The sequence below is a fragment of the Nocardia aurantia genome, from assembly GCF_009604425.1.
GTDB classification, from domain to species: Bacteria; Actinomycetota; Actinomycetes; order Mycobacteriales; family Mycobacteriaceae; genus Nocardia; species Nocardia aurantia.
In genome coordinates this window covers 66,065-88,985 of sequence record NZ_WEGI01000003.1, presented here as the reverse complement: position 1 = coordinate 88,985, position 22,921 = coordinate 66,065, and the positions used below count along the sequence as shown (strand labels likewise).

Annotated in this window: 20 protein-coding genes; 12 read left to right on the top strand and 8 right to left on the bottom strand. The window is 69.9% G+C overall.

Translation table 11 applies throughout. From position 1 onward, the window contains the following. Window positions 1-137: 137 nt before the first annotated feature. The 4 genes from NRB56_RS06840 to NRB56_RS06825 are packed head-to-tail and all read left to right on the top strand — an operon-like array spanning window position 138 to window position 4,640. Window positions 138-1,622, top strand: a complete 1,485-nt coding sequence (locus tag NRB56_RS06840) for an aldehyde dehydrogenase family protein (RefSeq protein WP_153339701.1) — start codon at window positions 138-140, stop codon at window positions 1,620-1,622. Then, complete coding sequence (locus NRB56_RS06835; RefSeq protein WP_319942670.1) at window positions 1,619-2,926, top strand: amidohydrolase family protein; 1,308 nt, start codon at window positions 1,619-1,621, stop codon at window positions 2,924-2,926. The genes NRB56_RS06840 and NRB56_RS06835 overlap by 4 nt, the downstream gene beginning before the upstream one ends. 15 nt (window positions 2,927-2,941) lie before the next feature. Further along, on the top strand, window positions 2,942-3,952 hold the full coding sequence (locus NRB56_RS06830) for an amidohydrolase family protein (RefSeq protein ID WP_153339700.1): 1,011 nt from the start codon (window positions 2,942-2,944) through the stop codon (window positions 3,950-3,952). Between the two features lie 34 nt (window positions 3,953-3,986). Further along, window positions 3,987-4,640: a TenA family protein gene (locus tag NRB56_RS06825; RefSeq protein ID WP_153339699.1), complete on the top strand. Its 654-nt coding sequence runs from the start codon at window positions 3,987-3,989 to the stop codon at window positions 4,638-4,640. Window positions 4,641-4,653: 13 nt separating this feature from the next. On the opposite strand, the gene NRB56_RS06820 is transcribed toward NRB56_RS06825, so the two are convergent. Then, window positions 4,654-5,874, bottom strand: coding sequence for an ROK family transcriptional regulator (locus tag NRB56_RS06820; RefSeq protein WP_319942669.1), 1,221 nt, complete (start codon window positions 5,872-5,874; stop codon window positions 4,654-4,656). A gap of 131 nt (window positions 5,875-6,005) precedes the next feature. On the opposite strand from NRB56_RS06820, the gene zwf reads away from it, so the two are divergent. The 6 genes from zwf to NRB56_RS06790 all read left to right on the top strand — a co-directional run bounded on the left by zwf (window position 6,006) and on the right by NRB56_RS06790 (window position 13,263). After that, the gene (gene zwf / locus NRB56_RS06815) at window positions 6,006-7,484 is read left to right on the top strand and encodes a glucose-6-phosphate dehydrogenase (RefSeq protein WP_153339698.1); all 1,479 of its coding nucleotides are present in this window, start codon (window positions 6,006-6,008) and stop codon (window positions 7,482-7,484) included. Between the two features lie 103 nt (window positions 7,485-7,587). Further along, entirely contained in the window at window positions 7,588-8,664 is a 1,077-nt protein-coding gene (gene mraY, locus NRB56_RS06810) for a phospho-N-acetylmuramoyl-pentapeptide-transferase (RefSeq protein ID WP_153339697.1), read from the top strand. Between the two features lie 24 nt (window positions 8,665-8,688). Beyond that, the gene (locus tag NRB56_RS06805) at window positions 8,689-9,354 is read left to right on the top strand and encodes a GntR family transcriptional regulator (protein ID WP_153339696.1); all 666 of its coding nucleotides are present in this window, start codon (window positions 8,689-8,691) and stop codon (window positions 9,352-9,354) included. A 56-nt stretch (window positions 9,355-9,410) separates the two neighbouring features. Further along, window positions 9,411-10,847, top strand: coding sequence for an allophanate hydrolase (locus NRB56_RS06800; protein WP_153339695.1), 1,437 nt, complete (start codon window positions 9,411-9,413; stop codon window positions 10,845-10,847). Continuing rightward, window positions 10,844-11,557 (top strand): cysteine hydrolase family protein, encoded by a 714-nt coding sequence (locus NRB56_RS06795; RefSeq protein ID WP_153339694.1) that lies wholly within the window; start codon window positions 10,844-10,846, stop codon window positions 11,555-11,557. The genes NRB56_RS06800 and NRB56_RS06795 overlap by 4 nt, the downstream gene beginning before the upstream one ends. A gap of 11 nt (window positions 11,558-11,568) precedes the next feature. Then, the gene (locus NRB56_RS06790; protein ID WP_153339693.1) at window positions 11,569-13,263 is read left to right on the top strand and encodes a SulP family inorganic anion transporter; all 1,695 of its coding nucleotides are present in this window, start codon (window positions 11,569-11,571) and stop codon (window positions 13,261-13,263) included. A gap of 202 nt (window positions 13,264-13,465) precedes the next feature. On the opposite strand, the gene NRB56_RS06785 is transcribed toward NRB56_RS06790, so the two are convergent. Then, window positions 13,466-14,050 (bottom strand): CGNR zinc finger domain-containing protein, encoded by a 585-nt coding sequence (locus NRB56_RS06785; RefSeq protein ID WP_319942668.1) that lies wholly within the window; start codon window positions 14,048-14,050, stop codon window positions 13,466-13,468. Between the two features lie 53 nt (window positions 14,051-14,103). Between NRB56_RS06785 and NRB56_RS06780 the strand changes: the two genes are divergently transcribed. Further along, on the top strand, window positions 14,104-14,958 hold the full coding sequence (locus tag NRB56_RS06780; RefSeq protein WP_153339692.1) for an alpha/beta fold hydrolase: 855 nt from the start codon (window positions 14,104-14,106) through the stop codon (window positions 14,956-14,958). Between the two features lie 12 nt (window positions 14,959-14,970). Here NRB56_RS06780 and NRB56_RS06775 read toward each other — a convergent pair whose 3' ends face one another. From NRB56_RS06775 to NRB56_RS06760, 4 genes are all read right to left on the bottom strand, one after another. Further along, window positions 14,971-15,516, bottom strand: coding sequence for a TIGR03086 family metal-binding protein (locus NRB56_RS06775; RefSeq protein ID WP_153339691.1), 546 nt, complete (start codon window positions 15,514-15,516; stop codon window positions 14,971-14,973). Window positions 15,517-15,582: 66 nt separating this feature from the next. Beyond that, the gene (locus NRB56_RS06770; RefSeq protein ID WP_227837329.1) at window positions 15,583-16,179 is read right to left on the bottom strand and encodes a L,D-transpeptidase; all 597 of its coding nucleotides are present in this window, start codon (window positions 16,177-16,179) and stop codon (window positions 15,583-15,585) included. A gap of 191 nt (window positions 16,180-16,370) precedes the next feature. Then, window positions 16,371-16,796 (bottom strand): protease inhibitor I42 family protein, encoded by a 426-nt coding sequence (locus NRB56_RS06765; RefSeq protein ID WP_194290755.1) that lies wholly within the window; start codon window positions 16,794-16,796, stop codon window positions 16,371-16,373. A 127-nt stretch (window positions 16,797-16,923) separates the two neighbouring features. Next, window positions 16,924-17,733: an SAM-dependent methyltransferase gene (locus NRB56_RS06760; protein ID WP_153339689.1), complete on the bottom strand. Its 810-nt coding sequence runs from the start codon at window positions 17,731-17,733 to the stop codon at window positions 16,924-16,926. A 114-nt stretch (window positions 17,734-17,847) separates the two neighbouring features. On the opposite strand from NRB56_RS06760, the gene NRB56_RS06755 reads away from it, so the two are divergent. After that, window positions 17,848-19,611: a putative bifunctional diguanylate cyclase/phosphodiesterase gene (locus NRB56_RS06755; RefSeq protein WP_153339688.1), complete on the top strand. Its 1,764-nt coding sequence runs from the start codon at window positions 17,848-17,850 to the stop codon at window positions 19,609-19,611. Here the strand turns inward: NRB56_RS06755 and NRB56_RS06750 are convergent, their stop codons facing one another. Continuing rightward, the gene (locus NRB56_RS06750; protein ID WP_319942667.1) at window positions 19,612-20,379 is read right to left on the bottom strand and encodes a thioesterase II family protein; all 768 of its coding nucleotides are present in this window, start codon (window positions 20,377-20,379) and stop codon (window positions 19,612-19,614) included. After that, on the bottom strand, window positions 20,376-22,394 hold the full coding sequence (locus tag NRB56_RS06745; RefSeq protein WP_153339687.1) for a helix-turn-helix domain-containing protein: 2,019 nt from the start codon (window positions 22,392-22,394) through the stop codon (window positions 20,376-20,378). Before NRB56_RS06745 ends, NRB56_RS06750 begins: the two co-directional genes overlap by 4 nt. Between the last annotated feature and the right edge of the window lie 527 nt (window positions 22,395-22,921).

Below are 22,921 nucleotides of genomic sequence, written 5' to 3'. Positions count from 1 at the left end.
CTGTGCCGCATCTCATTTCGCCCGATGCTTGCCATACGGACCGCTGGACAAGCATGCTCTGGAGTGTTAGATCTGAGATATCAGTGGCGCCGCGCATCGATCGCCGGCCGCTCTCCCGGGCCGATGAAAGGCTTCGCATGACCTCTCTGGAGAAACTCGACGACTTCCTCGGCCGCCCATTGGGTCTGGTGATCGACGGCGCCGAGGCCCCGGCCGCGCTCGGCGGCGAATTCGACGTGCTCGACCCGGCCACCGGCACGGTGATCACCCGCGTCGCGGACGGCACCGAGGCGGATGTGGACCGGGCGGTGGCGGCCGCGCGGGCGGCCTTCGACGGCTGGTCGTCGCTCGCGCCCGCCGCCCGCGCCGACCTGTTGTGGCGGCTCGGCGCCCGATTGGAGGAACTGGCCGCGGAATTCGCACGGCTGGAGGCGATCGACAACGGCAAACCGGTCGCCGAGGCACTGGCCGTCGACATCCCGCTGTGCGCGGGCCTCATGAAGTACTACGCCGGGTGGGCCACCAAGATCGAGGGCGAGACCATCCCGACCGCGGGCGGCGCGCCGTTCCACGTCTACACCCGTCGCGAACCCGTCGGGGTGGTGGCCGCGATCATCCCTTGGAACTTCCCACTGCTGATGTGCGGCTACAAGCTCGGCCCCGCCCTGGCCGCGGGCAACACCGTGGTGCTGAAACCCGCTGAGCAGACCCCGCTCTCGGCGCTGCGGCTGGCGCAGGTGATCGCGGAGGTGGGCTTCCCGCCCGGAGTTGTCAACGTGGTCACCGGTTTCGGGCCCTCGGCGGGCGCACCGCTGGCGGCCCATCCGGATGTAGACAAGGTCACCTTCACCGGCGAGACCGGCACCGGCCGCAAGATCATGACCGCGGCGGCCGGGAACATGAAGCGACTCTCGCTGGAACTGGGCGGCAAGTCGCCGAGCCTGGTGTTCGCCGACGCCGATCTGGACGCGGCCGTGGAGGGCACCTTCGGCGCGGTGTTCTTCAACCAGGGGCAGTGCTGTATCGCGGGAGCCCGGGTCTACGTGGAGGATTCGGTCTACGACGAATTCCTCGACCGGCTGGTGGAGCGGGCGAGCCGGGTGCGGCTCGGATCCGGGCAGGCCGCCGGCACCACCATGGGACCGCTGGTGAGCGCCGAACAACGGGATCGGGTGCTGGCCCTGATCGGCTCCGGACTCGCCGAGGGCGCGCGGGCGGCGCTCGGCGGCATCGAGCCCGCCGCCGGAATCGGCCTGGACGACGGCTATTTCGTGCGGCCCACGATCCTCACCGAGGTCACCGCGGATATGCGCGTGATGCGCGAGGAGATCTTCGGCCCGGTCGCGCTGGTGTCGCGATTCCACAGCGAGGACGAGGCGATCCGGGCCGCCAACGACACCGCGTACGGCCTCGCCTCGGGGGTGTGGACGCGCGACATCAAGCGCGGGCATCGGCTGGCGGCGCGGCTGCGCGCGGGCGTGGTGTGGCTGAACACCTACGGCTGGTTCGATGTCGCCGTCCCCTACGGCGGATTCGCGCTCAGCGGTTTCGGCAAGGAACTGGGCCGCGAGGCGCTCGACGCGTACCTGCAGACGAAGACCGTCTGGGTGGATCTGTCGTGATCGTCATCGGCAACGGCATCGTCCTCACCGTCGACGACGCGAACCGGATGTACTCCCCCGGCCATGTCGTGATCGACGGCGACCGGATCGTCGCGGTCGGGCCCGGTGATCATCCGGGGTTACCGGGTCCCGGTGACGAATTCATCGACGCCACCGGCATGGTGGTGATGCCCGGCATGATCGACCTGCACTACCACACCGCGCTCGGCAAGGGATTGTGCGATCACCTGCCGCTGTGGGAGTCGCTGGATCGGTTCTGGTATCCCTCGATTCGCGCGCTGGACGAGGAGACCGCCTACTGGGGTGCCGCCGTCAGCTATCTCGAGTCGATCAAGTGTGGTGTGACCACGGTCAACGACATGTACCGGCGGCTACCGGATCTCGCCCGCGCCGCTACCGATATCGGGATTCGGGCCGTGCTGTCCAACGACGTCGCCCTCCCCGAACACCGCCTGGACGTACTGGAGGACAACAAGGACGCCTTCCACGCCGTCCACGCAACCGCCGACGGCCGCATCGAAGTCCGCGTCGGCATCGAATGGCTACCCCTCGCCTCACCGGAACTACTGCGCGACGCCCGTGCCCTGGCCGACGAACTGGGCACCGGCATCCATGTCCACCTCAACGAATCGCTGACCGAGGTCGAGGACAGCAAACGCCGCTTCGGCCGCCGCCCCACCGAAATCGCCTACGACACCGGACTACTCGGCCCCGACTGCATCGCCGCACACTGCGTCTGGCTCACCGACACCGAGATAGCTCTGATGCGCGAAACCGGCACCCACATCGCCCACTGCCCCACCTCGAACGCCAAGCTGGGCAACGGAATAGCGCGGATACCGGAGATGCTGGCCGCCGGCCTGAACATCGGCCTCGGCCACGACGCCGCCGAATCCAGCAACAGCTGCGATCTGTTCCAGACGATGAAGTTCGCCTCGCTGATGCACCGGGCCGCGCACACCGATGCCGCCCTCCAGCAGGCCCCCGAGGTGATCGCGATGGCGACCCGCAACGGCGCCGCGGCTCTCGGCCACGAGACCGGGCAACTCGTTCCGGGCCGCAAGGCCGACGTGATCCTCGTCGACACCCGCAACGCCATGTTCACCCCGATGCGCGAGACCGACCCCGCGCACCTGTGCTCGCATCTGGTGTTCGCCGCCAACGGATCCGCGGTCGACACCACCATCGTCGACGGCGCCGTCGTGATGCGCGGACGCACCCTGACCACCCTCGACGAACAGCTGATCCGGGAGCGCGCGAACGCGGCACTGCGCCGCGTCACCGACCGGATCGGCGCCGTGTGACCTCCGGAGACCCGCATGCTGATCGACGCCCATACCCACATCCTGAGCCTCGCCGAGGACGCCGAGTTCACCACCGAATACGGGCGGGAGGGTTCGCTGTGCATCTATCGCAGCCACGGTTCCCTGCCCGCGCATCGGATGCCGACCGAATCCGAGTGGGAGGACAGCGGTTACGGCCGCAGCGGCTTCCCGGTGATCGGCCCGGTGGAATCCCTGCGCGACCACCCCGGGTTCGACAAGATCGTGATCCTGGCGGTGTCGCCGCAGTTCCTCGACGGCGAATTGATCGGCACGGTGGACAGTTACGGCATCACCGACGTGCCCGGGCCGCCCTCGCCGGAGAAGTGCAACGACTACATCGCCGCCGTCGTCCGCACCCGGCCCGAGGTGTTCATCGGCTACGCCTCCGTGAATCCGAACTATCGCGGACCGAAGGCGGCGGTCCGCGAATTGGAGCGCGCGATCACCGAACTCGGCCTGCACGGCCTCAAGTTGTACCCGATGTACCAGGATTGGTCGCCGGCCGATCCGGTGCTCGCCTTCCCGATCTTCGAGAAGGCCGAGGAACTCGGCATTCCGGTGATGGTGCATCAGGCCGGATCCACCCGGATCGACGCCCGGATGGAGTACGCCCGGCCGGCGCTGCTCGACGCGGCGGGCCGGCATTTCCGCGACCTGCGGCTGACCATCGCGCATCTCGGGCTGCCATGGGTGGACGAGGCGCTGTTCATGCTGACCAAACATCCCAACTTCTTCGCCGAACTGAGCTACTACATCGCGACGGTGACGACCGAGGAACTGTTCCGATTCCTGATCCACGCTCAGCAGTCGTTCGTCCCGCTGGAGAAGCTGTTCTTCGGCACCGACTACCCCGGCTTCCTCTACGACCCGATCCTGTTGCGGGACAAGCTGCTGGCCGTCAACGAGCACGCGGAACGGGTCGGCGCGCCGCCGATTCCGCGGGAGAAGCTCGACGGCCTGCTCGGCGACAACTACGCCCGCATGTTCGGCCTGCTCGACCGATGAACCGTCCCGACACTTTCCCGCGGGAGTACCCGAGATGACATCCGAATCGCAGCGGCTGCGCGAGCGTGGCGCCCAGCACTGGGAGGCCGCGGTCACCCACCCGATGGTGCGGGAGATCGGCGACGGCACCCTGCCGCACGAGACCTTCCGCTTCTACTTCGAGCAGAACGTCGAATACCTCCACGACTACGCGCGGGCCGTCGCGCTGACGATCGCCGGGGTGACCGAGCACGCCGCGCAGGCGGTGCTGACCCGGTTCCTCGCCCAGATCGTCGAGGTCGAGATCCCCGCCAACCTGGATTTCCTGGAAACCCTGGGCGGGCAACGGGTTCGGCCCGCGCCGCTGTTGCCGACGGCGTACGCCTACACCCGGCACGTGCTGGATGCCGCGCGCGCGGACACCGCCGTGGCACTCGCGGCGCTGCTGCCGTGCCAGTGGAGTTACGGCGAGATCGGCCGGCGGCTGCTGGCCGACGGGCCGCCCGCCGATCCGATCTACGCCCGCTGGATCGGCCTGTTCGCCGGCGACGGCTACGGCGAACTGGTCGGCGCCTCCACCGATCTGCTCGACAACACCTGCGCCCGAACCGATCCCGGACGGATCGAGGCCGCGTTCGATCGATCCACCCGGTACGAGATCGCGTTCTGGGAGATGGCCTACACCCGCGGCGCCGCGGAACCGCGGTGAGCGCCCGGCCCGCTCAGACCGGCACCCCGCCCAGCCGGGCGTTCACCGAATCCGCGGCCAGCACCTGATCGAGAATCATCGCGGCGCAGGCCTGTACGCCGGTGGGGGCGTCGATACTGCCCGGTTCGATCCGCAGTGACCGGGTGGCCAGCGCCGACGACTGCTGATAGATCCGCTCACGCAGGCCCGCGACCAGCGGTTCGGCGGCGTGCGACAGGTCACCGCGTACCACGATCACCGCCGGATTGAGCAGATTGACCGCCGCCGCGACCACCTCGCCGATGCGGCGGCCCGCCTCGCGCATCAGCCGCAGCGCGTCCGGATCGCCCGCCCGCACCAGTTCCATCAGCCCCGGCAGGCCGGATACCGGTGTACCCCGGTCGGCGAGCTCCTTCAGCAGCGCCCAGCCCGCGGCGACGGTCTCCAGGCAGCCGTGATCCCCGCAGCCGCACTGCCGGTCGGCGGCCCCGGCGACCTTGATGTGGCCGATCTCGCCCGCCCCGCCCCAGGCGCCGCGCTGCAACCGGCCGCCCGCGATGATGCCCGCGCCGATCCCGGTGGACGCCTTGAGCAGCAACAGATCCCGGATCTCCGGATGCCGGGCCTGCTCGGCGAGGGCCAGCACGTTCACGTCGCTGTCGACGCGCACCGGCACCCCGAACCGGTCGGTGAAGTATTCGGCCACCGCGATATCGCCACGGCCGGGGCCGGTGCTCAGGCTCATGCTGTGCCCGGTGGCCACGTCGACCGCGGACGGCACGCCGACGCCCACCCCGTACACGGGCCGGCCACCCGGAACCGCGGCCTGCAGCGCGTCGAGTTGCTCGGCGGCGATCACGAGCACCTCCTCCGGCCTTCCGACAGTGGCGAATTCGGCTTCGGCCAGCACATCACCCGCGAGATCGCAGACCGCGACCTGGGATCGGCCGGCGCCCAGCGAGACCGCGTACACCACACCGGAATTCGGATTGAACGCGAGCCGGGCCGGCGGCCGCCCACCGGTGGAGCCGCCGTCGGCGCGCTCGGTGACCAGGCCGTGGCCCAGAAGCTGTTCCACCCGCAGCGTGACCGCCGTGCGGGACAGACCGGTCAGCCGCCGCAGGTCGGCCCGGGTGACGACGGCACGCGCGCGGATCAACTCCAGGACGTCACCCACCGAGACTCCGGGGGTGACCATCGGCCGGCCCATCGCCATCCCTTCCCGGTAGCGAACTCGCGCAACCTCATCCAACACTGTATCGGGCGTGTTCGGGACACCCTAGCGGGTAGTTGGGTCTTTACCGGACCTAAGTTGGCTTGCTGATGGACCAAAGGGTGTCTAGTGTTTATGTGTTCGATCACACGTTTAATTCGAAGGAGTCCGCGATGTCGGCCTCGTCTCGGATCGGCCCCTGCGACATCGTCGTATTCGGCGGCACCGGTGATCTCGCCGTTCGCAAGTTGCTACCCGCGCTGTACCTGCGCGATCGGGACGGCCTGCTGCCCCGCGACACTCGCATCATCGGGGTGTCCCGCGCCGGGCTGGAGGATGTGGGCTACCGGGTGAAGGTCTCCGGCGAGCTGGGCCACGCGCTGCCGCCCGGCACCGCCGACCCCCTCGCGATCGCGTCGTTCGTCCGGCGGCTGCATCACATCACCCTCGATGTCGGCGGCCGGTTCACCACCGAGGAGCAGGCCTGGCGCGATCTGGTGGTCGCACTGGCCGATTCGGGCCGCACCCGTGTGTTCTACCTCGCCTGCACACCGGATCTGTTCGGCCCGATCTGCAAGAACCTGCGCCGCTGGGGTCTGATCAATCCCGGCGCCCGCGTGGTGCTGGAGAAGCCGATCGGCCACGATCTCGCCTCCGCCCGCCGGATCAACGACGAGGTCGGATCGGCGTTCACCGAGGACCGGATCTTCCGCATCGACCACTATCTCGGCAAGGAGACGGTGCAGAACCTGCTGGTGCTGCGCTTCGGCAACACCCTGTTCGAACCGCTGTGGAACTCCGGCTCGATCGACCACGTGCAGATCACCGTCAGCGAATCCCTCGGTGTCGGTGGGAGAGTCGGCTATTACGACGATTCCGGCACCGCGCGCGACATGCTGCAGAACCACCTGCTGCAACTGCTGTGCCTGGTCGCGATGGAACCACCGGTCCGGCTGGATCCCGAGGCCGTGCGCGACCGCAAACTCGAGGTGCTGCGCGCGCTCGCGCCGCTGACCGGCGCGGCGGTGGGACGCGCGACCGTGCGCGGTCAGTACACCGCGGGCACCGTCGCCGACCGCCCGGTCCCCGGGTACATCGACGAGCTCGGCGGAAGGCCCAGCGCCACCGAGACATTCGTCGCCTGCAAGGCCGAGGTCCGCAACTGGCGCTGGGCGGGGGTGCCGTTCTACCTGCGCACCGGTAAACGCCTGGACCGGCACGCGGCCGAGATCGTGGTGCAACTGCGCGGGGTGCCGCATTCGATCTTCCCCGGCGTGCCGCCGTCGGCGCTGGCGCCGAATCGGCTGGTACTGCGGCTGTATCCGGACGAGAGTGTCGAACTGCACCTGACGGGTAAGCGACCGGGCCCCGGCGAGTTGCGGTTGCAGCCGGTGCCGGTACGGCTCGACGCCACCGGAGACGGCCGGTCCCGCTTTCCCGGCGGGTACGCGCGATTGGTCGACGACGTACTGCGCGGGGATCCGACCTTTTTCATGCGCCGCGACGAGGTCGAGGCCGCATGGTCCTGGGTCGAGCCGATCCTCACCGCCTGGTCCGAATCCGATTGCCCGCCAGTGCAATACGCCGCCGGTACGGCCGGGCCCGACGCGGCGGCGGACCTGCTCGAGCGCGACGGCCGCAGCTGGGCCTGAGACGGATTCGCTCGCCGGCGTCCGGCCCGTTAGTCTGACCCGAGCGCGTATGCGCGCGAACGGCTGCCGTCGGCGGCCGGTACAGCTCGGTGGTAATGAGGCGATGCGGCAGATCCTGTTCGCGGCGGCAATCGCGGTCGTGGTGTCGATGGCGGTGACACGTACGCTCGTCGTCGCGTTCACCCATCGGCGGACCCCCGACCGGGTCCCGGCAGGCGGGCCCGCACCACAGCACACCGGACTCGACACCCCCACCATGGGCGGGATCGCGATCCTCGCCGGGATCTGGGCCGGATACCTGTGCTCGCATCTGGCCGTGTCCCGGTTGCACATGCCCGGCCCCTCCGCGACCGGCCTGCTCGTGCTGCTGCTGGCCACGGCTCTGGGCGCGGTCGGTCTGCTCGACGACTGCATCAAGGTCCGCGAGCGGCGCAATCTCGGTCTCACCGGATGGGGCAAGGCCGCCGCGCAGATCGTCGCCGCCGCAGTGTTCGGCTACCTGGTGCTGCGCTTCCCCGGCACCGACGGCATGACCCCGGCGACCCGCCACATCTCCTATGCCCGTGACATTCCCACGGTGTCGGTGGGTCTGGTGGCCTTCCTGATCGTCGTCTGCTTCCTGGTGACGACCTGGACCGGCGCGGTCGCGGTGACCGACGGACTGGACGGCTTGGCTGCGGGCACAATGGTTTTCGCGCTGGGCGCGTATGTGGTGATCACCTACTGGCAGTACGACAAGGCCTGCGCCGACATGCCGTGCCCCGGCTGCTATCACGTGCGCGATCCGCTCGATCTGGCGCTGATCGCCGCGGCGGCCGCCGCGGCGTGCGCCGGATTCCTCTGGTGGAATGCGGCACCGGCTCGAATCCTGATGGGCGGCATCGGATCCCAGACCCTCGGCGGCCTGTTCGCGGCCCTGTCCATCACCACCCACACCGAACTGCTGGCCGTCGTCGTCGGCGCGGTCCTGGTGGCCGAGGCACTCTCGGTGCTGTTGCAGGTGGTCGTCTTCCGCACCACGCGCAGCCGGCTGTTCAAGATGGCGCCGTTCCACCATCACTTCGAACTGAGCAAATGGTCGGAGTCGACCGTGGTCGTCCGGTTCTGGGTGATGGCGGGAATCTCGGCCGCCACCGGGCTGGCCCTGTTCTTCGGGGAATACTTCGGACAGCGCCGCTGATCATGGCGTTCGTACACTCGACTCATGAGGTTGCGGACGAACGTGGCGGTGCTCCCGCCGAGCCTGGTCGAGATGACGACGCGGCACGTGCGGTCCGCGATACTCAGCGGTGAGTTCGAGCCGGGCGCCCGGATCGTGGAGGAAACCCTCTGCGCCAGACTGGGAACCAGCCGGGCGCCGGTCCGGGAGGCGCTGCGGCTGCTGGACCAGGAAGGGCTGATCGAGCATCTGCCCCGGCGCGGATTCCGGGTGGCGGTGTGGTCGCCGACGGATGTGCTGCAACTGTTCGAACTGCGGCGGGTACTCGAACGGCACGCGATCGAGCGCGCCTTTCCGCTTCCCGCCGAAGGTGATCCGCTGCTCACGGTGCGGGCCGCGCTCGACGAGATGCGGACCGCCGACGAACGCGGTGACGCGTTCGAACGGGACGAGGCCCACCGGCGTTTCCACACCGCGATCGTGGCGCTGGCGGGCAACCGGCAGCTCGATCTCGCCTACGAGCCCATCCTGCTCAAACTCCAGCTGCCGATGGCGCGCAATATCCGTGAAGAGGCCCGGAAGACGTCTCACTACAACGGGATTCGACGCCATACGGAACTACTCGCCGCGCTCGAGCGCAACGATCCCGCCGTCGCCTACGACGCGTTGCAGCGGCACGGCGAACTGGTCTATCTGGACCTGAAGATCTAACACGGCCGATACACGGCGCCTCTTCCGCTTTCACACATTCTGTCGACAATCGACAGATGCAGAATTCGGGTCCCAGCGTGGCGGAGATCCTCGCCTCGCACGAAAGTGGCAGCGGCTCACCGACGAAGACCGCCGCCCGCGTCGCGGACGCGATCGCGGCGCGCGGCGACGACGGCACCTGGATCACCCCGGTGCCCCGCGACGAACTCCTCGCCGCCGCCGCCGAGATCGAGCGGCGGCCCGGCGCGCGGACGCTGCCGCTGTACGGCGTCCCGTTCGGCGTCAAGGACAGCATCGACGTCGCGGGCCGGCCGACCACGCTCGCCTGCCCCGACTTCGCCTACACCGCCACCGACACCGCGCCCGCGGTGCAGCGGCTGCTGGACGCGGGGGCGTTGTTCGTCGGCAAGACCAATCTGGACCAGTTCGCCACCGGACTCAACGGCACGCGCACGCCGTACACCGTGCCGCGCAGCGTATTCGGCCACGACATGATCTCGGGCGGTTCGAGTTCGGGCTCGGCGCTGGCGGTCGCGCTCGGCGAGGTGCCGTTCTGCGTCGCCACCGACACGGCGGGCTCCGGCCGGGTGCCGGCGGCGCTGAACGGGATCGTCGGCTGGAAACCGTCGCGCGGGCTGATCAGTACCGTCGGCCTCGTTCCCGCGTGCCGATCATTGGACTGCATGACCCTGATGGCGACCCGGATCGACGATCTGGACCGGGTTTTCGAGGTGATCGCCGCCGAGGATCCCGGCGATCCGTGGAGCCGCCCGCGCGGGCCGCGGTTCGGCGACGGCACCGTCCGGGTCGGCCTGCCGCCGGAATCGGAGCTGGAATTCTTCGGCGACGCGGCGATGCGGACCGCTCATTCGGCCTTCCGGAACCGGTTGCGCGGGTTGGGCTTCGAAGAGGTGTCGATCAGCGTGGCGCCGTTCCTCGCCGCCGGCGAGCTGCTCTACTCCGGTCCGTGGGTGGCCGAGCGGCTGGTGGAGTTCGACTCCTTCCTCACCGCGCATCCGGAATCGGTGTTGCCGGTGATCCGTGACATCCTCTCCACCGGTTACGGTTTCGACGCGATCGACGTGTTCCGCGCCCAGCAGGAGTTGCAGCGGCTGCGCTCGGTGGTGGCGCGGATGTGGGCCGACTTCGACGTGGTCGTGCTGCCCACGATCGGCACCACGTTCACCGTCGGCCAGGTGCTCGCCGATCCGATCGCGACCAACACGATCCTGGGCCACTACACCCATTTCGGAAATCTGCTGGACCTCACCGCGATCGCGGTGCCGGTGGGCCTCACCGCGGACGGCCGGCCCGTGTCGGCGATGGTGCTCGGGCCCGCGCTCGCCGACGATCTGGTGCTCGCGGTGGCCGCCCGGATCCTCGACGAGCCGCGCACACCGGATTCCGGCGCGCCGCAGGCCGTGACCGACGCACCGCACCCGGCGGCGGTGCCGCGCAGCAACATCCGGCTCGTACCGAAGGAAAACCGATGACCGCAGCCCTGCCCACCGCCCGGTCCGTACCCGCGCGGCCCACCGCGTTCACCTTCGACCCCGGCACCGTCGCGCTGCTGGTGATCGACATGCAGCGCGATTTCCTGCTGCCCGGCGGCTTCGGCGAGAGCCTCGGCAACGACGTCGCCCTGCTGCAGGCGGTCGTCGAACCGCTGGCCGCGCTGATCGCGGCGGCCCGCGCCGCCGATGTCCCGGTGATCCACACCCGGGAGGGGCATCTGCCCGACCTCTCCGACTGCCCGCCCGCGAAGCTGTTGCGCGGCAACCCGTCCCAGCGCATCGGTGATCCCGGCCGGTTCGGGCGGATCCTGATCCGCGGCGAGTACGGTCACGACATCGTCGACGAACTCGCGCCGGTGGCCGGCGAGGTGGTGATCGACAAGCCCGGCAAGGGCGCCTTCTACGCCACCGAACTGTCGGAGGTGCTGGCGCGCGACGGCATCGAGACACTGCTCGTCACGGGCGTCACCACCGAGGTGTGCGTGCACACGACCGTCCGGGAGGCCAACGACCGCGGTTACCGCTGCCTGGTCGTCTCCGATTGCGTCGGTTCGTATTTCCCGGAATTCCAGCGCGTCGGGCTGGACATGATCGCCGCCCAGGGCGGCATCTTCGGCTGGGTCGCCGACTCGGCCGCGGTCGTCACCGCACTCACCCCCACCGCCGCCGGCAGCGCACCGGCCCGATGACAGGAAATCCGATGTCCGTCGACACGACACTCCCCGACAGTCCCACTCCCGGAAAGGACGCTGCCCGCCTGCCACTTCCGTGGTGGACTCGCGGTGACACCAACGCGTTCTTCGGTCTCTCGTTCAACATCCTGGTGAACGTGCTGACCCTCACCACGCTGTCCATCGCGGTCGTCAAGATCCCGAACCACGACGTGCTCGGCACCATGCTGCCGGCGCTCGGAGTGGCTCTGGTGCTGGGCAACCTGTACTACATGCTGCTGGCCCGGCGCCTGGCCCGTCGTGAGGGGCGGACCACGGTGACGGCCCTGCCGTACGGGCCCAGCGTGCCGCACATGTTCATCGTGGTCTTCGTGGTCATGCTGCCGATCTTCCTGAAGACCGGTGACCCGATGAAGGCCTGGTCGGCGGGCCTGGCGTGGGCGTTCATGATCGGCGTGATCGTGATGATCGGCGCGCTGGTCGGGCCGTACATCCGGCGGGTGACCCCGCGGGCGGCGATGCTCGGCACGCTGGCCGGCATCTCGATCACCTTCATCGCCATGCGGCCGGCCGCGCAGATCTGGGATGCCGCCTGGATCGGCCTGCCGGTGCTGGCGATCCTGCTGATCGGCTTCTTCACCGATGTGAAGCTGCCCGGCAACGTCCCGATCGGCCTGGTCGCGCTGCTGGTCGGCACCGCGATCGGCTGGATCGGCGGCTACATGTCCGTACCCGAGGTCACCCAGGCCGCGCACGACATCGCGGTGGGACTGCCGACGCTGCGGCTGAATCTGCTCGGTGACGGCCTCGCCAACCTCTCCCCGCTGCTGGCGACCGCGATTCCGCTGGGTGTCTACAACTTCACCGAGGCGATGAGCAACGTCGAGAGCGCGGCGGCCGCGGGTGACAGCTACAACCTGCGCAGCGTGCTGCTCGCCGACGGTTTCGGCGCGATCGTCGGCTCCGCGTTCGGCTCGCCGTTCCCGCCGGCGGTCTACATCGGCCATCCCGGCTGGAAGGACGCGGGCGGGCGGACCGGCTACTCGCTGGCCAGCGGCGTGGTGATCGGCCTGATGTGCCTGCTCGGCCTGTTCGGCCTGCTCGCCACCGTCCTGCCGAATCCGGCGATCGTCCCGATCCTGCTGTACATCGGCCTGCTGATCGGCGCGCAGGCGTTCCAGGCGGTACCGAAGGTGCACGCGGTCGCGGTGGTGGCGGCGCTGCTGCCCAACCTCGCAGAGTGGGCGACCGGGCAGATCGACAACGCGCTGGCCGCGGCGGGCACGACCGCCGACAAGGTCGGCATGTCGGCCCTGGGCCAGGCGGGGGTGGTCTACGACGGCCTGAAGATCCTCGGTAACGGCGGCGTGCTCGCGGGCCTGGTGCTCGGCGCCATCGTGACCTTCATCCTGGACAAACGTTTCGTGCCGGCGGCGATCGCGGCCGGAATCGGCGCGGTGCTCTGCTGGGTCGGCCTCATCCACGCCACGGAAGTGGCCTGGGCCGCCGCCCCGAAGGTCGCGCTGGGCTACCTGTTCCTCGGCCTGATCTGCCTCGGCTGCACGCTGCTGCCGTCGGTCCGCACCCCCGCCGAACCGGAGCCCGCCCTGCCCGAGGACACCGCCACCGCCACCGAAAAGCGCACGGAGCCGAAGGAATCCGCGTCATCCACCGAAACCGCCGAATCGACCGCGCCGGTGGAAACCGCGGCCTCCCCCGCCTGACCGATATCGCGGTGACGAAACCGGGGCACGGTCCGCTCCCTGCGGACCGTGCCCCGGTCGCACGCGCGCCGTGCCGGAATCGGACGCCCCGTCCGGCGCTCGCTGTCCGCCGCCGAAATCCGGCCGGACCGGCGGTCACCCCACCGGCCGGTCGGCACAGCGGCCGGTGGGCCGAAGATCGCGCGAGGCCGCTCGGGAGTCCTCACGCACCCGTCCCGGCAGGATAGCTTTCCTCCTTGCGGCCCTTGCGAATCCGGGCGTAGTGGGCACGGGCCTTGACGCGGTTGCCGCAGCGGGCCATCGAGCACCACTGGCGATTGTGCTTCTGCGAGTAGTCGGCGAAGCGGAGACTGCAATCGCCGGCGCCGCATTCGCGGACCGGGGTGCCGTCGGTGGCCAGTTCGATCGCGTCGACGGCCAGCCGTGCCCGTGCGGTGGCGACCGGATCCGCCGGGACCGGTTCGGCGCGGTCGAGCCTGCCCGCGCGGAAACGCAACTGCGGCACCGGAAGCGGGGCGCAGCGCGCGGACTCGTTGAGCAGCCGGACCGCTCGTGGCGTGGCACGGCCCATGACCACGGCGTCGATCGCCTCGCGCAGTTCGACGAATTCGTCCAGCTGCGTGGCGGTTACGCGCGGCCGCCGGCCGGCGAGGCCCGCGGCGACGAGCCACTCGGACAGCGCGGCCGGTCCGGTCAGCAGATCGCGGCCGCCCAGGTAGCGCTCCCGGACGGTGTTCACCAGGTCCAGGCAGGGACGGCCGCCGTCGAACACGAATTCGTCGTCCACCCCGCCATTCTAACCCTTGCGAGCAGTTAGGCCGACGACTAACTTGTAACCCTATGAACCCGGTAGAAGAGACCGTGTCCGTCAACGGGATTCGCATCCACCACACCCGTTCCGGTGACGGACCCGCACTGGTACTCCTGCACGGCTGGCCGCAGACCTCCTACTGCTGGCGGCACCTGATCGAGCCGTTGTCCCGCGACCACACCGTGATCGCGCCGGATCTGCGCGGCTACGGCCACAGCGGCAAACCGCGCGAGGGCTACGACAAGCGGACGATGGCCGCGGACATGTCGGCACTGATCCGTCACCTGGGATTCGAATCCGCCGCCGTCGTGGGGCACGACCGTGGCGCGCGGGTCGCGCACCGCTGGGCGCTGGACCGGCCGGCGGAGGTGACCAGGCTGGCCGTCCTGGACATCGTCCCGACCCGGGAGGTCTGGCGTCGGCTGGATGTCGTGGTGGCCCGCGGCTACTGGCACTGGCTGTTCCACCTGCAACCCGATCTGCCGGAGTTGCTGGCGGGCAAGGACATCGGGTCATATCTCGGATACTTCTTCGAGCACTGGAGTTTTCAGCGTGCCGGTCTGGCCCCGGACGCGGTCGCCGAATACGTCCGCGCCTTCTCGGCACCGGGCGCGCTACGCGCCGGATTCGACGACTACCGGGCCTCGTTCCCCGGCGACGCCGAACTGGACGACGCCGACGCGGCGGCAGGCCGTCGCCTCACCATGCCGGTACTGGCGCTGTGGGGCTCGGAAGGTCTGCTGGGATCGCTTCCCACACTGGACATCTGGCGAGACTACGCCGAGAATGTCACCGGCCGGGCGCTGCCCGAATGCGGCCATTTCCTGCCCGAGGAACAACCGGCGATCGTCGCGCGCGAGCTGCTCGACTTCCTGAACAGCTGACCCCGCACCGGATTACGGCCGCATGCGGCGCCCGAGCAGGCCGAGCAGCCGCTCCTGCGGGCCCGCCGCGTCCGGCACCGGTACCGGCGGCGCGAACCTGCCACTGGCCGTCATGACCGGCTGCGCCCGCTCGATCCCCGGCAACAGCGCGGCCACCAGTTCGGCGTCGAGCGCCTCGTCGGCGCCCGTCGCGCGCGCGAGATCCCAGGTGTGCGTGGCGAGATCGGCGGTGATGATGAAGATCAGGCCGGAGATCGGCCCGTCGCCACCGAACGGCGACGGCGCGGTTCGATCGAGCGCACCGGGCAGTGTGAACCCGGATCGCACCGCGGCCGTCACCGCCCGCCACGACCGGTCCGGCTCCTCGTCGACGGCCTCGAACGGGCGGCCGTGCAACAGTCCGGCCATCCGGCGGTGATTGGCGACGACATGCTCGACCAGCGCGCGCACATCCCATTCCGTGCAGGGCGTCGGCAGGTCCCACTGACCGGCGCCGACCCGCTCGACGTGAGCGCCGAACCGATCGGCCGCCCGCCGGTGCATGTCGATCACATCCATACCGCTCAACCTGACACGGCCGGTGCGTGCCTGCCAACCCGGGCGGACGTTACCGGCCGGTCGGCGCTACGGCACCACCTCGATGATGTCGCCCGGGTTCAGGTAGTCGAAGAAGGCCTGGGCGCCGTCGGGGGTCATCCGGATGCAGCCGTGTGACTGCTCCTCGATCGGGCCGATATGCGTCGCGATATCGCCGTTGAAGAAGATCGCGTACAGCATCTCGGCGTTGTGCATCGTGCTCCAGTGGTAATCCTTCTTGAACGCCACCGGGAACGATCCGGGCGGCGTCTCGTAGCCCGGCCGCCCGTGCGAGATCGGCGTGGGGCCGAAGGTGACCCGGCCGTTGTCCATCAGCCACGCCTCGTTGGTGGACAACCGCATACAGCCGCGGGCCGCCGGGGAGCAGGGCGCGGTGACCGCCGCCGGCGGGCCGCCGAACCAGGGCGGCGGCGGAGGCGGCGGGGGCAGGGGAGCCTCCGGATCGCCCGGTGGCCCCGGTTCCGGCGGGGGCCCTGGGATCAACGCCGGAACGCCCGGAATGTCCGGGCCGCCGGGCCACAACGGATCGGCCCGGGCGACGGTCCCGCCCATGATCGCCGCCGCCATCGCCCCGGCCAGAACGGCCGGCCAGGCGAACCTGGCCAGCGAACGCATGCTGTTCATGAAATCCGACCTCTCTGTCCATGCCCGGACAGCCCGGCCGAATATCGGCCGAGTGTCGAGGACAAAACGCTGTGAGGGACTTCCGCAGCTGCTGCTGGTCAGATTCTCGAGTGATGGCCGGGACGTACGGGACGAAATCGACAATATGGGCGTCGATTCGTGATATACGGCCCCCGGCCTCGCTCGTTTCGCTACTTGACGGTGACCGTCAGGGAATACCGCGGGCCGCTCGCCGCGCCGCCCTGCTCCCACGGCCGCGCCGACACCAGGTTCAGCGTGGTGGTGCCGGGCGCCTCGGCCGCGAACGTCCACACCGCCTGGTCCGGGCCGCCGGGCACGAAACCGCCGGCCGGATTGGCGCGCAGCTGCGGATCACCGTCGACGCGCAGCACGTTCTGGTCGAGATCGCCGAGCTGCCAACGGTATCCGGTCGAGGGGTTGTCCGGGAGGGCGACCGCCAGCTCTTGCCCGACGGTCAGGGTCACGGCGTGCCCGTTGTCGTCGGAACCCAGCACGACCGGCTCCGCGATCGGCGCGGCGTGGATCACCGGCGCCGCGTCGGCGACCGCCACCGCGCCCGCACCTCCGGCGGCTACCGCCAGACCGAACACAACCATCAGCAAAGGTGTACGCACCACAGTCCTTCCAATTGCTCGAGACAGCGTGCACACCATACCGTCGAACCCCGGCCCGGCGTCCACCCGTCACGCGAAAAGCCTTCGGCGACAGCGGTAACGGTGATCATCACCGTTTACGGGCCAGCCCGCCGAAGGCGCCGGAATCCGCCACTGCCCGGCTCAGGTCCTCGCCGTGGTCCGGCCGCCACGCCTGCAGCTGGACCAGCCCCGGCTCCAGCAGCGTCCAGTTGTGGAAGTAGCCGCCGATCTCCTCCTTGGAACGCAGCACGATCTCCGTGGCGGTGCGGCCGGACAAGCGTTGTGCCGCGAGCACCTCCTCGGGCTGACCGTCGGCGGTCGCGTGGCTGATCGCCAGATAACTGCCCGGCACCACGGCCTCCTGCAACCGGGCCACCGCGCCGGCGGGATCCGCGGCATCGGGCAGGAATTGCAGCACTCCCATCAGCAGGATCGCGACCGGCCGGTCGAAATCCAGCAGGCCGGTCACCAGCGGATCGGCGAGCACGCCGTCCGGATCGGCGACATCGGCGTGCACCACCGCCGTGTGCGAATTACCTTCCAGCAGCGCGCGACTGTGCGCGACCGCCACCGGATCGATGTCGACATAGACGACGTTCACCTCGGGATTGCGCGCCTGCGCCACCTCGTGCACATTCCCGGCAGTCGGGATTCCGGAACCCAGATCCAGGAATTGGGTGACGTTGGCGTCCTCGACCAGATACCGCACGATCCGGCGTAGCAACTCCCGATCGGCGCGCATGGTGTGGGCGACATTCGGTGTGAACGCCTCGATCTCGCGAGCGAGCGCACGATCTATCTCGAAGTTGTGCATACCACCGACGAAATAATCGTAGACTCGGGAAGCGCTGGGACGGTCCAGGTCTATGCCTTCCGGTGCCCAACTGGGTCTGGTCATTCCAACCTCTCTGACAACCTGATCCGGCGGAAGCCGAAGCAGGGCAATCGTATTCGAGGATTACTTACCATCCTGCAGTTAGCACACGCGTAACGATCCGGCTACGATCGGTCCATGGCGTGGGACGGCGGCTCGGTCGGCACGGATGCCGGCGACACTGCCGAGCTGGCGCGCCGCTGGGCGGCGGCGCTGGCCGGTGGTGCGCGCGACCATGTCGTCGCGCTGAGTGCGGCCGAGGTGACCCAGCTGCTCACCCGCCTCGCAGCCGGTCTGGATGCCGCGGCGCGGCAAGGCGATTCGCGGGCCGCCGCCGAGATCGGCGCCGAGTTCGCCGAGGCCCGATTCGTCGGCGACGAGGTGCTGGGACTGAGCGTCGCCACGCTGGCCGCGCATTTCGCCACGCGAGGACTCGACGCCGCCGCCGTGCTGGGCGCGTTCGGCACCGGCTACGTGCGGGCGTTCCGCGCATGGCTGCTGGCCGAGCAGGAGAGCGCGCGGGCCGCCGAGATCGCGGCCCGGCGGGCGGCCGAGCAACGGCTGCGCGACAACGAGGCGCGCCTGCGGTTCCACGCCCAGCACGATCCGCTGACCGGGCTGGCGAACCGGACCCGGTTCTTCGACGAACTCGGCGCCGCCTTCACCGATCCCGACGCCCGGGTCGGGCTCTGCTACATCGACATCGACGGGCTCGAATCGGTGAACGAGACCCTCGGCCACGCCGTCGGCGACGAATTGCTCGCCCAGGTGGCGCGCCGGTTCGCCGAACTGGCGGGTCCGGGCCGGCCGGCCGCGCGCATCGGCGGCGACGAATTCGTGGTCCTGGTCCCGCGGGCCGGCGCCCCCAGCGAACTGGCCGAGCTGGCCGACGCGGTGCTGCGGGTGCTGGCCGTCCCGTTCGAGGTGCACGGGCAACGGCTGACGGTCACCGCGGGTATCGGCGTGTACGCCGAACGCGCCGGGCTCACCAGCCCGGAGGAGTTGCTGCAGAACGCCGACACCGCGCTGTATTGGGCCAAGGCCGAGGGCCGCGGCCGCTGGGCCGTCTACGACGCCGATCGGCAGCAGCGCGAGCGCACCCGGCTGGATCTGGCGTCGGCGCTGCCGGGCGCGGTGGCCCGGGGAGAATTCTTCCTCGAATACCAGCCGATCGTCACCCTCGCCAACCGGCAGGCGGTCCCGGTGGCCGTGGAGGCGCTGGTGCGGTGGCGGCATCCGGAACTGGGCGTGCTCGGTCCGGGACGGTTCATCGATCTCGCGGAGGATTCCGGCCACATCGGCGCGCTCGGCTCCGACGTGCTGACGATGGCCTGCCGGCAGGCGCGGCGATGGCACGAGCAACTGGGCCCGGCCGCGCCGGTGGTGAGCGTGAACGTGGCCGCCGCCGAGGTCGAGGACCGTGGCTGGCTGCCGCGGGTGCAGCAGCTCATCGACGACACCGGGATCGCGCCGGCGCAGCTGCAACTGGAGCTGACCGAACGCACCTTCATGCACACCACCGGCCGGCCCTTGCAGACCCTGCGCATCCTCGCCGAGAGCGGGGTCCGGATCGCGATCGACGACTTCGGCACCGGCTACTCGAATCTCGCCTATCTGGGCCGGTTGCCGCTGCACGTGGTGAAGCTGGCCGGGCCGTTCGTGCACCGCATCCGTACCGCGGGCAGCGCCGGCCGCAACGATCTGCTGATCCTGGAGGCGATCATCGACCTGTGCCACGGGCTCGGCCTCACCGTCACCGCCGAATGCGTGGAGACCCGGCACCAGGCCGATCGGCTGCTCGAACTGGGCTGCGACACCGCGCAGGGCTGGTTCTTCCAGCGCCCGATGGCCGCGGGGCTGGCGACCGAGCAGTTGACCATCGCGGCGGCGATGGCCGACTGACTACCGTTCCGGGAAGCCGATTCCGGATTCCGCCGCGATCAGCACCTCCTCCACCAGGGCGGCGACCGCCGCCGCGTGGTCGGTCAGATAGAAGTGCCCGCCCGGGAACACCCGGATCCGGAATCCGGCCGTGGTGTGTCCCGCCCACTCCCGCACATCGGTGACCGGGACTCGCGGGTCACGGTCCCCGGTCACGGCGACGATCGGGCACGCGACCCGGGCGCCGGGCTCGCACCGGTAGGTCTCCACCGCCGTGTAGTCACTGCGGACCACGGGCAGATACATCCGGGCCAGTTCCTCGTCGTCGAAGATCCGGCCGTCGGTCCCGCCCAGCAACCGCATCTCCGACACCAGGCCCGCATCCGGCCGGCGATGGACCGTCTCGGCCCGCCATCGCGCCGGCGCCCGCCGGGCCGAGACGAAAAGCGCTGCGACGGAACGGCCTTCGGCCTCCAGGCGGCGGACCACCTCGAAGGCCTGGATCGCCCCCATGCTGTGCCCGAACAGCACGGTCGGCCGGTCGGCCGCGGCGCGGACACTCGGCAGCACACCATCGGCCAGCGCGGCGATCGACTCGAGCCGTGGCTCGGCGTAGCGCTCCTGACGCCCCGGATTCTGCACGCCCACCACCTCCACGCGGGGCGCCAGCAATCGCGCCAGCGGGAGGAAGGTGGTCGCCGCCCCACCGGCGTGCGGGAAGCAGATCAGGCGAGCGGCGGCCGAGCCGTCGCCGGGCGGCAGCCGCCGCAGCCAGGGACCGGAGATCACACCGCCTCCGTCTGCCGGGTGTCGGGCTCGTCGACGAGCGCCGCGGCCAGCCCGGCGCGGCGGGTCACGCCGAGCTTGCGGTAGACGCGGGTCAGGTGCTGTTCGACGGTGCTGGTGGTGATGTGGAGTTCCCGCGCGATCTCCCGGTTGCGGCAGCCCTCGGCGGCCAGCCGGGCCACCTTGAGCTCGGAGGGACTGAGTGCCTCGCGCGGGGTCTCGGTGGCCGAGACCGGGTGCAGATTGGTCGTCCGCGGCCCGGCCAGCCGGCGGCGCAGGGGTTCGGCGCCGCACTGTTCGGCCAGCCGCAGGGCGCGGCGCGCCGCCGTCCGGCCGCGGTCCCGCTCGCCGATCAGATGATAGGCGTCGGCCAGATCGGCCAGGGCCGTGGCGGTTTCGAGCAGTTGCGCACCGGATGCCGCGATGTGCACCGACTTTCGCAACAACGCCACCCGCTGCGCGGGCGCGCTGGTCGCCGCGATCAGCCGCAACGACACCCCTCCGCTGGAATGTTTTGCGGCGCTTCGAATCCAGGACAGATGCTCGGCGGCCCAGCGCCGGGCGCCGGGCAGGTCGCCGGCGGCCAGCTGCACCTCGGCGAGGTCGTTGCGCCAGGCGACCAGACCGGGAATGTCCATGTGCCACTCCCGCATCCGCTCACCGCACGCGAGGAAGTCCGCGCGTGCCCCGTCGTGGTCGCCGACCGCGAGCCGGAACCGGCCGCGCGCGTGCAGATGGTGCAGTCCGACCCGCGACAGCGACACGGTCTCGGGCACTTCGGTTTCCAGATAGGTGGCCGCTTCCCGCAGCCGTCCCGCGGCGGTCGCCGACTCGACCAGGCAGGCCACCGCCAGGCCGCCGTAGGTGCCCAGGCTGTCGCCGCGCACCCGGCTCAGCGCCGTGACCGCGTGCCCGATGGCGTCCTCCACCGCGCCGGCCCGCAGATACATCGCCGAGCGCCAGATCCCGAAGATCGCCTGCCAGGCCGGCGCCTGACGGGCATTGGCCTCCAGCATGAGCGCGTCGCACCACGACGCGGCGGATTCCAGCCGGTCGGCGTACACCAGCACATCCAGCGCGGTCAGCAGCGCGCACACCGTGCTGTCGTCCAGCCGGTGCGCCCGCAGCAGCCGCTGCGATCGCGCGATGGCGTGATCGCAAGCGCCGTGGGCGAATACGTCCGACAGCAACCCCATGGCGGCGGTATCCGATTCGTACCAGCCGCACCGGCGCAGCATCCGATCGTGATCCGGGCTGCCGGTCCGGATCTCCGGGTCGGCGGCGGCGCCCGTCGCCAGGCCGGGGTAGAAGCACCGCAGCCACTGCCGCAGCACGGCTCGATTGGCGGCGGCCGTCGGCTCGGCCGTGGCCGCGGCGTCGTCCAGCAGCCGCACCGCCCGGGTCGCGTCCTCCGCGCGACCGGAGTACAGCAGATAGCGCGTCGTCATGGCCAGACCGGCGGCGGGCATCGCGCCGCTGTGCACCATCGTCACCAGGCGCGCGAAGCTGCGGGTCGAGGTCGACGGGCTCAGCCGCCAGCGGATGACCGCCAGATGCACCAGCATGATTCCGCGATCGGCGTCGTTGTCGGCGACCCGGCAGGCCAGTTCGAGATACTCGATGGCACTGGAGGTGTCGTCGTCGGCGAGGGCGTGCCGCGCCGCGTTGCGCAACACCGGGACCGCCCACGGCACCCGTACCTCCGCGCCGCCGATCAGATGGTCGGCCACCTGGGCGGCCGGCGCGGAACACTCGTACAGCACCTCGGCGCAGCGCTGATGCAGCCGCCGCCGCAGCGCGATCGGTGTCTCGCGCAGCACCGCGTCCCGGATGTCGTGCTGCCGGAACTGGCTGTACGCCACCAATTTGTTCGCGGTGAGTTCACCGATGAGCGCGCGCACCGCCGACCGGTCCGCGTCCAATATCCGCGCCAGGATCCACAACGAGGTGGGTGCGTCGAGCACCGCCAGCAATTGCGCGACCCGCAGCCGCGCCGCGCCGCCGCTACGTAAATACATGAGGGCCGACGTTTGCGACCACGCTCGAGGTGGAACACCGACCGTACCGCCGGTCCGCTCCGGCCTCCGATCCGCTTCCGAGATTTGTCCAACAGGTTCCATGGGCATAACCCCCGCCCGTACACAGCCGACCTGCCACTGACACGCCCGGCATCGGATACCTAAGAGCGACTTCGTCGTCCGCCGCTTGCTGATAGTAATCGCACGATGCGCGCGATGCGTTTACGAAAGCGGCCGGACAACTCGTGGAAATCCACGCGGACGGGTTGCCGGTAATACGGCCGAGAAGCGTTGTGACATATCATCGATCGGTTCAACCGGCGCGCCGCCGATGTGCAGGTCCGTAATTTTTCCGAACGGCCGCTCCGCGAATTGCGCTGACCACGAACGACTTCCAGGCGTATCGGGATCACCGATACGCCTGGGGCGAAATGTCTGAAATTTTCCGACGTCACACGGACGTCACAGAGCCTTCCGGCCGCGAAATATCGATGGCCGGAAAGGTGCGGGCTCCCCGGCGAGCCCGC